Origin of the sequence: Pseudoduganella namucuonensis (assembly GCF_900116645.1) — a bacterium.
GTDB classification, from domain to species: domain Bacteria; phylum Pseudomonadota; class Gammaproteobacteria; order Burkholderiales; family Burkholderiaceae_D; genus Rugamonas; species Rugamonas namucuonensis.
This window is the reverse complement of the sequence record NZ_FPBO01000030.1, coordinates 49987-63462: the sequence shown is the minus strand read 5'-3', so window position 1 is coordinate 63462 and position 13476 is coordinate 49987. Positions and strand designations below refer to the sequence as shown.

Sequence of the window (13476 nt, the reverse complement as noted above, 5' to 3'; positions counted from 1 at the left end):
TCAGCCGCCGAGCGCGGCGATTTTGGCCAGCAGCGCGGCGGCGTCCACCGGCTTGACCAGGTAGTCCTTGGCGCCCTGGCGCAGGCCCCAGATGCGGTCCGTCTCCTGGTTCTTGCTGGAGCAGATAATCACCGGCACGTCCTGCAGGTCCGGATCGCGCGCGATGGCGCGGGTGACTTGGAAGCCGTTCGCGCCGGGCATCACCACGTCCATCAGGATCAGCTGCGGCTTCTCGGCCTTGATCTTCACCAGCGCCTCCTCGCCGTTTTCGGCGGTGGTGACGGTGTAGCCGTTTTTGACCAGGATGTCGGTCAGGTAGTAACGCTCGGTCGGCGAATCGTCGACGATCAGGATACGTTGAATGGCCATATGCCCCTCGCTGTTTTGGTGCACCTCAGGCGCCCGCCAGGCCCGCGGTATGCTCGCGCACGGCCGCCAGCAGGCTGTCCTTGGTGAATGGTTTGGTCAGGTAGGCGGCCGAGCCGACCATGGCGCCGCGCGCGCGGTCGAACAGGCCGTCCTTGGAAGAGAGCATCAGCACCGGTGTCGCATGGAATTTGGCGCTTTTCTTGATCAGCGCGCAGGTCTGGTAGCCGTCCAGGCGCGGCATCAGGATGTCGCAGAAGATCAGCGCCGGATGGTGGTCGTTGATCTTGGCCAGGGCGTCGAATCCGTCCTCGGCCAACACCACCTGGTAGCCCGCCTGGCCCAGGAAAATCTCCGCCGACCGACGTATCGTGCTGCTGTCGTCGATGACCATGATCTTCAATCCTGTCGCTTGCGGCGTGTTCGTCATATAGTTTCACCGTTATAGGCGTATCGACACGATAGCATAGCGCGCCGCGATTTGGCACGGCGCCGGACGGGCGGGGCGGACAAGGTGGACGGCCGCCGCGGCGATTACAGCGCCACCATTTCGAAATCGTCCTTGCGGGCGCCGCACTCCGGGCAGCTCCAGTTGATCGGCACGTCGGCCCAGCGCGTGCCGGGCGCGATGCCCTCCTCCGGCAGTCCCGCTTCCTCGTCATAGATCCATCCGCAGATCAGGCACATCCAGGTTTGGAATGGCTGGGTCGATTCGTTGCTACTCACGTTGTCTCACCTTCTATCAAGTAAAATGCCGAATCAGGTATCTTAATCTACCCGCCGTGCAAAACCAAACTTCTCCCCTTATCCTGACATTCGGCGCCGCCGACCCCGTGGGCGCCATCGGCGTCACAGCCGACATGGCCGTGTTTTCCTCGCTGGGCTGCCACGGCCTGGCCGTCACCACCGCGTTGCTGATCGGCGACAGCGCCGGCGTGGAGGACATGCAGGAGGTCGATCCCGACTGGGTGGCCGACCAGGCCCGCGTGCTGCTGGAGGACGCCCACGTGTCGGCCTTCAAGATCGGCGCGCTGGAAAACCTGGAGCACGCCTCGGCCATCGCCGAAATCGTGTCCGACTATCCGGACGCGCCGCTGGTGCTCGATCCATTCAGCTCGCGCCTGCCCTCGCAGGGCGAGGACGCCGAGGAGCTGCTGACCATCGTGCGCCAGCTGCTGGTGCCGCAAACGTCGGTGCTGGTGCTGTCCCAGGTCGAACTGGGCCGGCTGGCCGAGACCTGGCGAGAGGACGCCGCCGCCGGTCCCGCCGGCGGGACCGGCGACCCGGCAGCGGACGGGGACCCGGACGACGGCGACGAGGCCGGGCCGGAGGACGAGGAGGACCTGTGCGAGGCGCCGGCCGAAGGCGACACCATGGCCGACGACGTGCGCCACCTGATCGAACTGGGATGCGAATTCGTGCTGGTCACCGGCACGCCGGCCAGCCCTGGCCACAGCGACGGCGCGCGCGCCAACACGCTGTTCGGCGCCGACGGCGTGGTGCGCCACGATTGCTGGCTGCACCTGCCCGGCCCCTTCCTGGGCGCGGGCGGCACGCTGTCCGCCGCCATCGCCGCCTACCTGGCGCAGGGCGCGGACACGCCGAGCGCGGTGCAACTGGCCATGGATTACACCCAGGGTGCGCTGGCCCACGCGCAGCGCTACGGCATGGGCAAGCTGGTGCCCAACCGCCACCACCGCATGCTAGCCACACTCCTTTCATAACATCGAGACAACAAATGACTGAATCACGCAACGACGCGCTGTTCGCCCGCGCCCAGAAAACCACCCCCGGCGGCGTCAACTCCCCGGTGCGCGCCTTCCGCTCGGTGGGCGGCACGCCGCGTTTCATCACCCGCGCCGACGGCCCTTATTTCTGGGACGCGGACGGCAAGCGCTATATCGATTACATCGGTTCCTGGGGTCCGGCGATTGTCGGCCACGCCCATCCGGAAGTGGTGAAAGCGGTGCAGGAAGCGGCGACCCGCGGTTTATCCTTCGGCGCCCCGACCGAGGCGGAAATAGAAATGGCGGAGGAAATCTGCCGCCTGGTGCCGTCGATAGAACAGGTGCGCCTGGTTTCCTCCGGCACCGAGGCGACCATGAGCGCATTGCGCCTGGCGCGCGGCGCCACCGGCCGCGATAAAATCGTGAAATTCGAGGGCTGTTATCACGGCCACGCCGATTCCCTGCTGGTGAAAGCGGGCAGCGGCTTATTAACTTTCGGCAATCCGACTTCGGCCGGCGTGCCCGAGGATTTCGTCAAGCACACCCTGGTGCTGGACTATAACAATGTGGCGCAAATCGAAGAGGCGTTCGCCAGCTTCGGCAATGAAATCGCCTGCGTTATTGTCGAGCCGGTGGCCGGCAATATGAATCTGATTAAAGGCACGCCGGAATTCCTGCAATCCCTGCGCGACCTGTGCACCAAACACGGCGCCATTCTGATATTCGATGAAGTGATGTGCGGATTCCGCGTGGGCCTGGGTGGCGCGCAAGCGCTGTACGGTATTAAACCGGATTTGACCGCGCTGGGTAAAGTAATCGGCGGCGGCCTGCCGGTTGCGGCATTCGGCGGCAGCGCTGAATTGATGGGTAAAATGGCGCCACTGGGCGCGGTTTATCAGGCGGGCACCTTGTCCGGTAATCCAGTGGCGGTCGCGGCCGGCATGACGACCTTGAAGCTGATACAGCAGCCTGGTTTTTACGATAAACTCGCCGCGTCGGCGAAACGCCTGGCCGATGGATTGACGGCGGCGGCGAAAGAGGCCGGCGTGACTTTCTGCGCGGACGCCGAAGGCGGCATGTTCGGTTTGTATTTCAGCGAAACGCCGCCGAATAATTACGCCGAAATGATGGCGGGCGATCGCGCGAAATTCAATGTGTTCTTCCACGCGATGCTGGACGAGGGTGTTTATTTCGCCCCGGCCGCTTTTGAAGCGGGCTTCGTTTCCATTCAACATGATGACGCGGTGATCGACGAAACCATCGCGGCGGCGCGCAGGGTATTCGCGACGCTGGGCTGATCGGTTTAATCCAGCGACCGGGCCGGGACTGTGTTCCCGGCTTTTTTTCGTCCCGCAGGGGCGCGATCCGCCCGAATCAAGCCAGAATCTGGCGCGTTCAAGCCAGTTTTGAGTGCGCGGGAGGCGAACCAGGGCCGCCGGGGCCGTTTCTGGCCAGGTCGCGCTGGGCGCGGACGCGCGCAATTCGTGATGGCCAAGGTGCACAATCCCGCCAATTCGGCGGTGGAGGAGCAGGCGGTGCAGGTCGAATCCATCGTCGAGGGATTGCAAAGCCAGCTTTGGGCCGGCGGTTTCAATCTGGACGATTTTATAGATGCCGCGAATACCGCCTGCCTGGCGCGCGGCAAACCGCCATTCGATTTCAATCCGCGCGTGGCTTGAGACGGGCAAGCACGGTGGCGGTATCCACCACTTCCGCGAATTCCCCATTTACGCTGGCCAGCGCGGTGTCATGCATCAATTCGGCCGAATAATGACGGCCATCCGGCCCGGTCCGTTCGAAAGTCGCGGTGGCGTCGGAGATAATCAAGGTCGTGAAATCCAGATTGCCCGCCATTCTGGCGGTGGTGGAAACGCAATGGTCGGTCGTTATTCCACACACCACCACGGTTGGCGCGCCCATCGCGCGCAGGCGTTGTTCCAGATCGGTGCCGATAAAAGAACTGTTCACCTGTTTGTAAATAACCGTTTCACCCGGCAAGGGCACAGCCTCGGGTTTGACCTTGGCGCCCGGCGCATCCGAATGAAACAGGCCTTTCGAATCGCGCGAGCGGTGATGCACGTGGATCAGCGGCTGGCCGGCTTTGCGCCAGGCCGCCAGCAAGGCGGCGATGTTTTCTTCCGCCATTGGATTATTGCGCTGTCCCCAGCGGGGATCATTGAATGCCTGCTGCACGTCCACCACTATCAAAACCGCCTTGTCCATTTCGCACTCCCTCGGGTTGTAAAACCCCATCTTCGTCCGCCGGGGCTTTGCCCCGCAACCGAAATACCCTATAGTTGGCGCTTATCCATGAAGGATTTCGATGACCAAACCCAAGTTGAATCAGCTGGAAATGCTGGTGGCGGTGGCGGACGAGGGCAGTTTCGGCGGCGCGGCGGCGGCGCTGGACTGCACGCAATCGCGCGTCAGCCACGGCATAGGCGAACTGGAAAACACATTGGGCCAGCGCCTGCTGCACCGCTCGCGCAGCGGCTGCACGCCCACCGACGCCGGGCACCGGGTGCTGGCCACCGCGCGCCAGATCCTGCGCCTGGCCGCCAGCCTGGGAGACGCGGCGCGGGAGGACGCCGCGGTCGCGGGCCATCTGCGGCTGGCCTGCTTCCGCAGTGTGAGCACCCACTTGCTGCCGTCGGCGCTGGCGGCGCTGGAGGCCGACCATCCCGGCCTGCGGGTGGATGTCGACGACGGCTTCGAGGAGCGCGACGCGCTGGCCCAGGCCTTGCGGGACGGGCGGGCCGATGTCGCCATCGTGCAGCTGCCGGCGGGCGCCGGCTTGCGGACGCGGGATTATGTGGCGGATTCCTATGTGCTGGTGGCGCCCGGGTCCCTCGCCTTGCGCGCCCCGCTGAGCTGGGAGCAGCTCGACGGCCTGCCGTATATCCAGCTCGATTGCGCCGGGGCGCTGGGCGTCGCGGCGCGCTGCCGGGAGGCGGGATTCGCCGCGCCGCCGGCGCGCACGCTGGCGACCGACAGCAGCATCGCCGCCCTGGCCGCGCGCGGGCTCGGCTATTCGATCCTGCCCCGGCTGGCGGTCCATCCGCTGCCGGACGGCGTGCAGACGATGCCGCTGCCGATCCCGGCGCGGCGCCAATTCGCCATCGCGGCGATGCCCGCGACGGCGCGCGAGCCGGCCGCTCGGGCGCTGATACGCTATCTCGCCAACCCGGCGTTGCAGCGGCAGAGCGAGGCCTACCGCAAAGGACTGCTGGAGTAGGCGCTTTGCCGGCTTATTTCAGCCAGCCGCGGTGGCGGAAGTACAGGAAGGGGGCGATGGCGCTGGTGATCATCAAGCCCCAGGCCCACGGGTAACCCAGGGCCCATTTCAGCTCGGGGATGCTGTCGAAGTTCATGCCGTAGACGCTGGCGATCAGGGTCGGCGGCAGGAAGGCGACGCTGGCCACCGAGAAGATCTTGATGATCTTATTCTGGTTGATGTTGATGAAGCCGACCGTGGCGTCCATCAGGAAGTTGATCTTATCGAACAGGAAAGAGGTGTGGCCGTCCAGCGATTCGATGTCGCGCAGGATCTGGCGCGCCTCCTCGAATTGCTCGGAATTGAGCAGCCGCCCCCGCATCAGGAAGCTGACCGCGCGGCGCGTGTCCATCATGTTGCGGCGGATGCGGCCGTTCAAGTCCTCCTCGTGCGCGATGGCGCTCAGGGCGTCGGCCGCGTCCTTGTCGGTGAATTCCTCCTGCAGCACGCGGCCGGACACTTCCTCCAGGTTCTGGTAGATGCCCTCAAGCGCGTCCGCCGAGTATTCGGCGTCGGTCGCGTACAGGTCCAGCAGCACGTCCATGTAGTCGGCGATGGAGCCGGGACGCGAGCGGGCGCGCATGCGCACCAGGCGGAACACCGGCAGATCGTCCGTGTGGACGGAGAACAGCATTTTCTTGGCCAGAATGAAGGCCACGGTGACGATGCGCGACGGGCCGTCGTCCTCTTCCAGCAGGAAGTCGGTGCGCAGGTGCAGGTCGCCGTTTTCCGCCTCGTAGTAGCGGGCCGACGCCTCGATGTCCTTGACTTCGTCTTCGCCCGGCAGCGTCACGCCGTAAATGGCCTTGACCCACAGACGCTCATCGTCGTTCGGATCGGTCAGGTCGACCCATACCGGCTCGGCTTTCTCCAGATCGTCGCGGGTCTCGATGGGAACCTGGTTGAGACGGCCATTTTGTAAGACGAAAACATTGATCATAGGCACTCTCAGCCAACTGGGGTCCGGGCGCCCGCAAGCGCAGAAAATGAAACAGCGCAAGTGTACCCGCAAAGCCGTTTTGCAGGCCACCCTTGCGTTGGAATTTTTACCCGGAGCAGGGGCAAAAAGCCGGGGCCGGGCCGGGGCAAGCGGGGCGGCGGGTGCGCCCTCCCCGGCAGCCGGCCGGGGGCGGCACGCATAAGGATATCCCTACCAGCGTTTCGGAATGCGCTGATGTTGCCCGTCCAACGATTGGGTTAGCGTTCATAGCCCGCCAGCATCCGCCGAGACGGGGCCCATCGCGCGTGTGCCGATGTCGAGCCTTGGACCAGCTCGGACAATCCTGACGAAAACAATCGCGCGCCTCCCGAGGGGATGACCGCCACAACAAAGGATAGAGAATTTATGAAACTAAGCGTACGCAAGAAGTTCCTTGGCGTTATCGCCATCATCCTCCTGATGCAACTCGCACTGGGCCTGTTCTTCCTTACCCGGCTACAGCGGTCGTCGGACGAACTGGACGCCATGTATCGCGTCGATTTGCAACAAACCGCCGTCGTCGGCGAGATCGACGGCTTGCTGACCAGGGTGGACATCAATATTCTGCGCATGATCGCCATCGGGGACCAGGCATCCATCGCCGCCTGGAAGAACGAGAACGCCGACCGCTTCGCCAAGGCCGACAACGCGATCGGCAGGCTGGCCGCGGCCAGCCAGGGCGCCCGGCAGGATACCATCAAGGCACTGCAGGACGCGTACCGGAAAATGCAGGCCGGGATGACGCATCAAGTCCAGCTGATCGAGCAGGGCGACATCAAGGGCGGCGCGGAAGTGAACCGCCTGGAGGTGAAGGACAACGCCAACCGCGTCTTCACCATCCTGGCCGACATGAAGCAGACGGTTCAGGCGGCGGCGCTGGCGCGCTTCGAGAGCCAGCAAGCGGCCGCCAGCGCCACCCGCCACATCTCGGCCGGCGTGGTCGCGGCCGTCGCCCTGATCGCCGTGGCGCTGGGTTTGCTGGTGGTGCGCGGCTTGCTGTCCCAGCTCGGAGGCGAGCCGGACTATGTGGTCGCGGTGGTGGACCGCATCGCGGCGGGCGACCTGGCCGTCGACATCGTCACCGGCGAAGGCGACCGGGGCAGCATCCTGTTCGCGATGCAGTCCATGCGCGACAACCTGAGCAGGATGATAGCCGACGTGCGCGGTGGCACCCACACCATCGCCACCGCCTCCGAACAGATCGCCAGCGGCAACCAGGACTTGTCCGCGCGCACCGAGCAACAGGCCGGCTCCCTGCAGGAAACCTCCTCGTCCATGGAGGAATTAACCGCCACCGTCAAGCAGAACGCGGACAACGCGCGCCAGGCCAACCAGCTGGCGATCATGGCCTCCGAGGTGGCGGTCAAGGGCGGCGTGGTGGTGTCGCAGGTGGTCGACACCATGGGTTCGATCAACGCCTCGTCGCGCAAGATCGTCGACATCATCAGCGTCATCGACGGCATCGCCTTCCAGACCAACATCCTGGCGCTGAACGCGGCGGTCGAGGCGGCGCGCGCCGGGGAACAGGGGCGCGGCTTCGCGGTGGTGGCCTCCGAGGTGCGCAATCTGGCGCAGCGCTCGGCGGCGGCGGCCAAGGAGATCAAGACGCTGATCGGCGATTCGGTGGAACAGGTCGACAGCGGCGCCAAGCTGGTGGACGAGGCCGGCTCGACCATGCGGGCCGTCGTCGACAGCATCAAAGGCGTGGCCGACATCATGGCCGAGATCACCGCCGCCACCCAGGAGCAGACCTCGGGCATCGAGCAGATCAACCATGCCATCACGCAGATGGACCGGACGACCCAGCAGAACGCGGCGCTGGTGGAGCAGGCGGCGGCGGCGGCCGGCGCGCTGCAGGACCAGGCCGCCAGCCTGGCGCGCGCGGTCAGCCAATTCAAGGTCGACCAGGGCGTGGCGGGCACGGCGCCGCCAATGACGGCCGGCCGGCGGGCCGGTAGCGCCGCGCAACCATCCTCCGCTCGCCCGGCAAGCCACCCGGCGCGGCGCGCGGCGCCGGTGAAGCAGGTCGCCAGCACGCCGGCCGCCATCGACGAGTGGGAAGAGTTTTAAGCGGCTGCCGTCCGGCGGCGCCACACCGGCCGCCCGCGGCTTAGCGGGTGGCCTTTTCCACGCCCTGGTTGATCATCTTCTCGCGCAGCGAAGGCGCGCCGGATTCGGCCGGATCGGGCTTGGGAACCCTGGGCGCCTCGATGCCGCGGGTCTCGCGCACCTGGATGGTTTTGCTGGTCGGATTGCCGTCCTTGCACTCGGTGTTCGAGACCACCGTCCGGCCGTCGATGACGCAGCGGCGCAGCGGCGCGGCCGGGGCCGCCGCCGGCGCCGCCTGCTTCACGACGGCCTCGGCGCCGCTCTTCCTCATCAGCTTGTCCGCCCCCTCGGCGAACAGGTTGCGCTCGTGGCGCATGGAAAACAGCGCCGCCATCACGGCGGCGGCCAGCCCGCCCATCAGCAATGCGACCGCGATCAGGCTCAAGCCACGCTGGCGTTGCATCATGTCGACCTCCCCAGTTGTAATGCCTTATGGTAACTCAGCCGAGCCCATGCGTCTGAGAATCACGCCGGTGCGGCGGGCCAGGTAGTTGGTGTCGCGATGGGCGTCGTAATAGCGCGGATTGGGCAGCATCACGGCCAGCTTGGCCGCCTGCGCGGCGCCCAGGTTGGCGGCGCTGGTGCGGTAATAGTGCCGGGCGGCCGCCTCGGCGCCGAAGATGCCCTTGCCGAATTCCACCACGTTCAGGTAGATCTCGAAGATGCGCTCCTTGTCCATCAGCGCCTCCAGCATATAAGTGATGATCAGCTCCTGGCCCTTGCGCAGGTAGCTGCGCGAGCCGGACAGGAACAGGTTCTTGGCCAGCTGCTGGGTGATGGTGGAACCGCCGGACACGACCTTCTTCTTCTTGCTGTTCTTCTCATAGGCCTTTTGCAGCGCCTCCCAGTCCACGCCCTCGTGGTCGGAGAAATTGGCGTCCTCGGAGGCGATGATGGCCCGCTTCAGGTTGCCCGAGATGCGCTTGTACGGCACCCACTGCTGCTGGATGTTGGCCTTGGGGTTCTTTTCGCGCAGCGCCGACTGCTGTTCGCGCATGAACGAGGTCATGGTGGGGTTGTGGTCCACCCACCACCAGATCTGGATCAGGAAATACAGCTGCACGCCGATGAACAGCAGCGCGGGGACGATGAACAGCCATTTGACCCAGCGCCACTTGCCACCGGACGCGGCAGGTTTGCGCGCCGTTGTCATAGCGTCGCGCGCAGCCGGGCCAGTACCTCGGTGGTGTGCGGACGCACGCCGCGCCACGCGAGGAAGGCCTCGGCCGCCTGTTCGACCAGCATGCCCAGGCCGTCGCGCGCGATCGCGCCGTGCTCGGCGGCGAAGCGCATGAACACGGTCGGCTCCTTGCCGTACATCATGTCCAGCGCCAGCGCGCCGGGGGCGAACACGGAGGGCGGCACGGGAGGCAAGTCCGCGCTCAGGCTGGCGGAGGTGGCGTTGACGACGATATCGTATTGGCCTTGCACCCCGGCGTAACCGCGGGCGGACAAGGCCGCGCCGCTGGACAGCGCGGCGAACTGCGCCACCAGCGCCTCGGCGGTGGCGACCGTGCGGTTGGCGATGGTCAACTGGGCGGGGTTGTGCTCCAGCAGCGGCAGCACCACGCCGCGCGCCGCGCCGCCCGCGCCCAGCAGCAGCACGCGCTTGCCGGTGACCGGCACGCCGGCGTTGACGACGATGTCCGTCACCAGCCCGGCGCCGTCGGTGTTGTCGCCGACGATGCCCTCGTCCGTGAACAACAGCGTGTTGACGGCGCCCGCCGCCTGCGCGCGCATGGTCAGCGCGCGGGCCAGCTTGTGGGCCTCCAGCTTGAACGGCACGGTGACGTTGGCGCCCTTGCCGCCCTCGGCGATGAAGTCGCGCACGGCGGCGGCGAAGCCGTCCAGCGGCGCCAGGCGCTTGTCGTAGCTCAGCGCCTGGCCGGTCTGGGCGGCGTAGGCGGCGTGGATGTCGGGCGACTTGCTGTGGGCGATGGGGTTGCCGAAAACGCAGTACTTGTCAACAGTTCGGTCCATCAATTCGCTCCGCCGCTCAGGTTGGCTTCCATTTTCTCTTCCCGTGTGAATTTAAAACTGGTGGTGATGATCCAGAGGTCGTCCCGCTCGTCCGACAGCATGTTGGGCGGGAACTTGCCGAAGGGCGCGGCGCGGCGCACGATGGCGACGGCGGCCGCGTCCAGCGCGGCGTTGCCCGAACTGCGGTCCACCCGCACCCCGCCATCCTTCTCGTAGATGCTGCCGTCCTGGAAGATGGGGATGTGCAGCACCAGCTCGCCGTACAGCTTGCGGCCATTCTTCTGCGGGAAGTTCAGCGTGCCGATCTCCTCCACGCGACGCTGCATCTGCTTGTAATACATGGCGTAGCCGACCTCGCGCGTGCTGGGCGTGATGAAGGTTTTCTTCGGCCGCTTGTTCTGGTCGTCGATGGTCTGCGTGATCTCGGCGGCCATGCGGGCGATGGCCTTGCTGCTGTCGATCAGGTCGGCGCCGGTGGGCTTCGGGTCGGGCTTGCTCTTCTCGGTGACCGGCGCGGCGGCGAACGGCGTCTTGCGCACCTGGGTCAGCAGGTTTTGCTGGCGCTCCTCCAGCTCGGCGATGCGGCGCTTGGTGGCCTTCACGCTTTCGCCGGTCTCGTTCTTGCGCATGTCCGGCAGCGGCGACTTGGCGCGGCCCGCGTCGGCGCTGCCGCCGCCGTCCAGGTTGGCCTGCGCCAGCACGTCCGCCTTCAGCGGCTTTTTCGCGTGCTTGGCGTTGACCAGGATGACTTCCAGGCCGGGATCGGTCGGCTCGACCTTGAAGTTCCTGGGCGCCACGAAGTTCACCGCCAGCAACGCGCCGTGGACCACCAGCGAGACGCCGAGGGCCAGGTACAGGAAGCGGTTTTCTTTGAAGGACTTCACGCGGTTTCGATTGAGTCAGGTTGCTGGATTGACGATGCCATGGCCGCGGACGGCGCCATGGCGGGCTGCGCTTTGCTTACCCCGCCCTACGTGGTTTGTTCCGGGGCCGGTTCGGTGACGGCCGTTTCACTGGCGAGCTCGGCGATTTCGGCCTGGTCGTCCGGCGGGGCGGCGGGATCGGCCGCGGCGTCGGCGTCGGCGGACGCGTCGGCGCCCTCGGCTGCCTCCTCTTCCTCCTCCTCGCCCAAGTCGGCGGCGGGCGCGGCCACGATCTCCAGCAGGCGCGCCTCGACGCCCAGTTCGACCTCGTCCCAGCCGATGACGTCCAGCTTGACCTGGGCGCCGCGGGCGGCCGGCGGCATGCCGGCCAGGCGGATGATCAACGGAATCTCGGTCAGGCGCAGCACCTCGTCCTTCAGCACCACGGCGTCCACGCGCTTGGCGCCCTCCTGGCCCAGCCAGCGCAGGCACCAATAGCGCTCCATATTGCCCTGGAAGTCGTTATAGGCCGAGTAGGCCGCGTCGAAGGCGGAGACGATGGCGAACAGGTTGGCGTCCTTGTGCTTGAACGGCGCCACGAAGGGCGCGGCCACGCCCTTCTCGGCCACGGCCAGGATCTGCCACTGGTTGACCAGGTCGGTGTAGCGGCGCAGCGGCGAGGTGCTCCACGCGTACTGGTCCACACCCAGGCCCTGGTGCGGCGCGGCCTGCGTCAGCATGCGCACCTGCATCTTGGCGGCCCAGCCGCCCGCGCCCTGGCTGCGGTAGATGCCGGGCACGCCGTTGTCGTGCATCAGCTTGCCCCAGGTGCTGTTGGCGAAGATCATCAGCTCGGCCACGATCTTGTCCAGCGGCGCGCCGCGCTTGCGGCGCGAGATGGTGACCACGTCGTCCTCGACGTAGAAGTTGAAGTCCACGCGGTTGTTCTGCTCCGGCTTCAGGCCGAAGGCCTCGCGCTTCTTCATGCGGCCGGCCTCCAGCTGCAGCGCCCATTGCCACAGCAGCGCCAGCTCGGCCTTGCGCGGGTACTCGCCTTCGCCGCTGGCCAGGGTTTCCTCGTTGACCAGGTCGTCCAGGTCGTTGTGGCGCAGGTTGTTGGCGATCGGCACCATCTCGGCGCGGGTCTCGGTGCCCACGACGCTCCAGTCGGCCGGGTCCAGGGTGGCGTACAGCGACAGCGCCGGGCAGGTCTTGCCCTCGGCCAGGGTGAAGGCCTCGACGATGGCGTCCGGCAGCATGGTGATCTTATCGCCCGGCATGTAGACGGTGGACATGCGCGCGCGCGCCATCTTGTCGACCGCGTCGTCCGGGCGGATGCCCAGGCCGGGCGCGGCGATGTGGATGCCCACGCGCAGCTTGCCGTCCGCCAGGTGGGTGATGGAGAAGGCGTCGTCGATCTCGGTGGTGGTCACGTCGTCGATGGAGAAGGCCTCGACGGCCGCCAGCGGCAGGTTGGACGGCGCCTTCGGCACCGGCACGTCCGGGAAGCCCGCGCCCTTGGGGAAGTTCTCGAACAGGAACTTCGACATGTGCAGGTCCTTCGGCGAGGCGACCCCGCCGACGGCCAGCATCAGGCGCTGCGGGCTCTGGCGCAGCTCGTTGCAGGCCGCCTCCAGCGCCTTGTATTCGATGGTGTTCTTGTCCGGCTTGAACAGCAGTTGCTGGACGATGTGCTGCATGGAGGCCGGCAGCTTGTTCGCCTTCAGCTCCTCCACGTACTGGGCTTGCACCAGCGCCTGCTGTTTCTTCTTCTCGATGCCGGCCAGCGCGGCGCGCAGCGATTGCTCGGGCGCCTTCTTGTAGCGGCCGCGGCCCTTCTTATAGAAATAGATGGGCGCGTTGTGCAGCGCCAGGATCAGGCCGGCCGCCTCGAAGGGCAGCGGCGCGTGGCCGAAGTACTCGGCGCCCAGCTCGGCGAAGCCGAACTCGTCCTCGCCGGCCACTTCCCACAGGAATTCCAGGTCGATCTCGGCGGCGACGGCCCTGGCCTGCTCCTGCAGTTCGCCGGGGGTGGGCTTTTCATATTGCAGCAGCACGTCCTTGGTCTTGACCTTGGTGCGCTTGCCGCTGGCCATCTCCACCTGGTGGGCCTCGCCGGCGGTGGACAGTACGGTGCCGACCTTGAAATCGCCGGATTCTTCAAAAAATACGTTCATT

General features: G+C 66.1%; 15 protein-coding genes. 5 read left to right on the top strand and 10 right to left on the bottom strand.

Annotated elements, in window-relative coordinates:
• From BM436_RS25875 to BM436_RS25865, 3 genes are all read right to left on the bottom strand, one after another.
• Entirely contained in the window at window positions 1-369 is a 369-nt protein-coding gene (locus BM436_RS25875) for a response regulator (RefSeq protein ID WP_093558417.1), read from the bottom strand.
• A gap of 25 nt (window positions 370-394) precedes the next feature.
• A complete protein-coding gene (locus tag BM436_RS25870; protein ID WP_093558416.1) occupies window positions 395-796 on the bottom strand; it encodes a response regulator in 402 nt (133 codons plus the stop codon).
• A 104-nt stretch (window positions 797-900) separates the two neighbouring features.
• Window positions 901-1053 (bottom strand): rubredoxin, encoded by a 153-nt coding sequence (locus BM436_RS25865; protein WP_093558415.1) that lies wholly within the window; start codon window positions 1051-1053, stop codon window positions 901-903.
• A 95-nt stretch (window positions 1054-1148) separates the two neighbouring features.
• On the opposite strand from BM436_RS25865, the gene thiD reads away from it, so the two are divergent.
• The 3 genes from thiD to BM436_RS25850 all read left to right on the top strand — a co-directional run bounded on the left by thiD (window position 1149) and on the right by BM436_RS25850 (window position 3772).
• Window positions 1149-2090 (top strand): bifunctional hydroxymethylpyrimidine kinase/phosphomethylpyrimidine kinase, encoded by a 942-nt coding sequence (gene thiD, locus BM436_RS25860; RefSeq protein ID WP_093558414.1) that lies wholly within the window; start codon window positions 1149-1151, stop codon window positions 2088-2090.
• 14 nt (window positions 2091-2104) lie between these two features.
• On the top strand, window positions 2105-3391 hold the full coding sequence (gene hemL, locus BM436_RS25855; RefSeq protein ID WP_093558413.1) for a glutamate-1-semialdehyde 2,1-aminomutase: 1287 nt from the start codon (window positions 2105-2107) through the stop codon (window positions 3389-3391).
• Window positions 3392-3580: 189 nt separating this feature from the next.
• Window positions 3581-3772, top strand: a complete 192-nt coding sequence (locus BM436_RS25850) for a hypothetical protein (RefSeq protein WP_093558412.1) — start codon at window positions 3581-3583, stop codon at window positions 3770-3772.
• On the opposite strand, the gene BM436_RS25845 is transcribed toward BM436_RS25850, so the two are convergent.
• Window positions 3753-4316, bottom strand: a complete 564-nt coding sequence (locus tag BM436_RS25845; RefSeq protein ID WP_218164930.1) for a cysteine hydrolase family protein — start codon at window positions 4314-4316, stop codon at window positions 3753-3755. The genes BM436_RS25850 and BM436_RS25845 overlap by 20 nt on opposite strands.
• A 100-nt stretch (window positions 4317-4416) precedes the next feature.
• On the opposite strand from BM436_RS25845, the gene BM436_RS25840 reads away from it, so the two are divergent.
• A complete protein-coding gene (locus tag BM436_RS25840) occupies window positions 4417-5328 on the top strand; it encodes a LysR family transcriptional regulator (protein ID WP_229490720.1) in 912 nt (303 codons plus the stop codon).
• Window positions 5329-5341: 13 nt separating this feature from the next.
• Here the strand turns inward: BM436_RS25840 and corA are convergent, their stop codons facing one another.
• Window positions 5342-6307, bottom strand: a complete 966-nt coding sequence (gene corA / locus BM436_RS25835; RefSeq protein ID WP_093558410.1) for a magnesium/cobalt transporter CorA — start codon at window positions 6305-6307, stop codon at window positions 5342-5344.
• Between the two features lie 405 nt (window positions 6308-6712).
• Between corA and BM436_RS25830 the strand changes: the two genes are divergently transcribed.
• On the top strand, window positions 6713-8416 hold the full coding sequence (locus tag BM436_RS25830; RefSeq protein ID WP_093558409.1) for a methyl-accepting chemotaxis protein: 1704 nt from the start codon (window positions 6713-6715) through the stop codon (window positions 8414-8416).
• Window positions 8417-8456: 40 nt separating this feature from the next.
• On the opposite strand, the gene BM436_RS25825 is transcribed toward BM436_RS25830, so the two are convergent.
• The 5 genes from BM436_RS25825 to BM436_RS25805 all read right to left on the bottom strand — a co-directional run bounded on the left by BM436_RS25825 (window position 8457) and on the right by BM436_RS25805 (window position 13475).
• Window positions 8457-8861: a hypothetical protein gene (locus BM436_RS25825; RefSeq protein ID WP_093558408.1), complete on the bottom strand. Its 405-nt coding sequence runs from the start codon at window positions 8859-8861 to the stop codon at window positions 8457-8459.
• A gap of 24 nt (window positions 8862-8885) precedes the next feature.
• A complete protein-coding gene (gene mtgA, locus BM436_RS25820) occupies window positions 8886-9608 on the bottom strand; it encodes a monofunctional biosynthetic peptidoglycan transglycosylase (protein WP_093558407.1) in 723 nt (240 codons plus the stop codon).
• Complete coding sequence (aroE, locus tag BM436_RS25815) at window positions 9605-10435, bottom strand: shikimate dehydrogenase (protein WP_093558406.1); 831 nt, start codon at window positions 10433-10435, stop codon at window positions 9605-9607. Before aroE ends, mtgA begins: the two co-directional genes overlap by 4 nt.
• Window positions 10435-11319: a TonB family protein gene (locus BM436_RS25810; RefSeq protein ID WP_093558405.1), complete on the bottom strand. Its 885-nt coding sequence runs from the start codon at window positions 11317-11319 to the stop codon at window positions 10435-10437. The genes aroE and BM436_RS25810 overlap by 1 nt, the downstream gene beginning before the upstream one ends.
• An 86-nt stretch (window positions 11320-11405) precedes the next feature.
• Window positions 11406-13475: a ribonuclease catalytic domain-containing protein gene (locus tag BM436_RS25805; protein ID WP_093558404.1), complete on the bottom strand. Its 2070-nt coding sequence runs from the start codon at window positions 13473-13475 to the stop codon at window positions 11406-11408.
• Window position 13476: the final 1 nt, after the last annotated feature.

Excerpts from the sequence above, each read along its gene's own strand:
- BM436_RS25875 (WP_093558417.1), bottom strand. The coding sequence starts at position 369 with ATGGCCATTCAACGTATCCTGATCGTCGACGATTCGCCGACCGAGCGT.
- BM436_RS25870 (WP_093558416.1), bottom strand. The coding sequence starts at position 796 with ATGACGAACACGCCGCAAGCGACAGGATTGAAGATCATGGTCATCGAC.
- BM436_RS25865 (WP_093558415.1), bottom strand. The coding sequence starts at position 1,053 with ATGTGCCTGATCTGCGGATGGATCTATGACGAGGAAGCGGGACTGCCG.
- hemL (WP_093558413.1), top strand. The coding sequence starts at position 2,105 with ATGACTGAATCACGCAACGACGCGCTGTTCGCCCGCGCCCAGAAAACC.
- BM436_RS25850 (WP_093558412.1), top strand. The coding sequence starts at position 3,581 with ATGGCCAAGGTGCACAATCCCGCCAATTCGGCGGTGGAGGAGCAGGCG.
- BM436_RS25845 (WP_218164930.1), bottom strand. The coding sequence starts at position 4,316 with ATGGACAAGGCGGTTTTGATAGTGGTGGACGTGCAGCAGGCATTCAAT.
- BM436_RS25840 (WP_229490720.1), top strand. The coding sequence starts at position 4,417 with ATGACCAAACCCAAGTTGAATCAGCTGGAAATGCTGGTGGCGGTGGCG.
- corA (WP_093558410.1), bottom strand. The coding sequence starts at position 6,307 with ATGATCAATGTTTTCGTCTTACAAAATGGCCGTCTCAACCAGGTTCCC.
- BM436_RS25830 (WP_093558409.1), top strand. The coding sequence starts at position 6,713 with ATGAAACTAAGCGTACGCAAGAAGTTCCTTGGCGTTATCGCCATCATC.
- BM436_RS25825 (WP_093558408.1), bottom strand. The coding sequence starts at position 8,861 with ATGATGCAACGCCAGCGTGGCTTGAGCCTGATCGCGGTCGCATTGCTG.
- mtgA (WP_093558407.1), bottom strand. The coding sequence starts at position 9,608 with ATGACAACGGCGCGCAAACCTGCCGCGTCCGGTGGCAAGTGGCGCTGG.
- aroE (WP_093558406.1), bottom strand. The coding sequence starts at position 10,435 with ATGGACCGAACTGTTGACAAGTACTGCGTTTTCGGCAACCCCATCGCC.
- BM436_RS25805 (WP_093558404.1), bottom strand. The coding sequence starts at position 13,475 with ATGAACGTATTTTTTGAAGAATCCGGCGATTTCAAGGTCGGCACCGTA.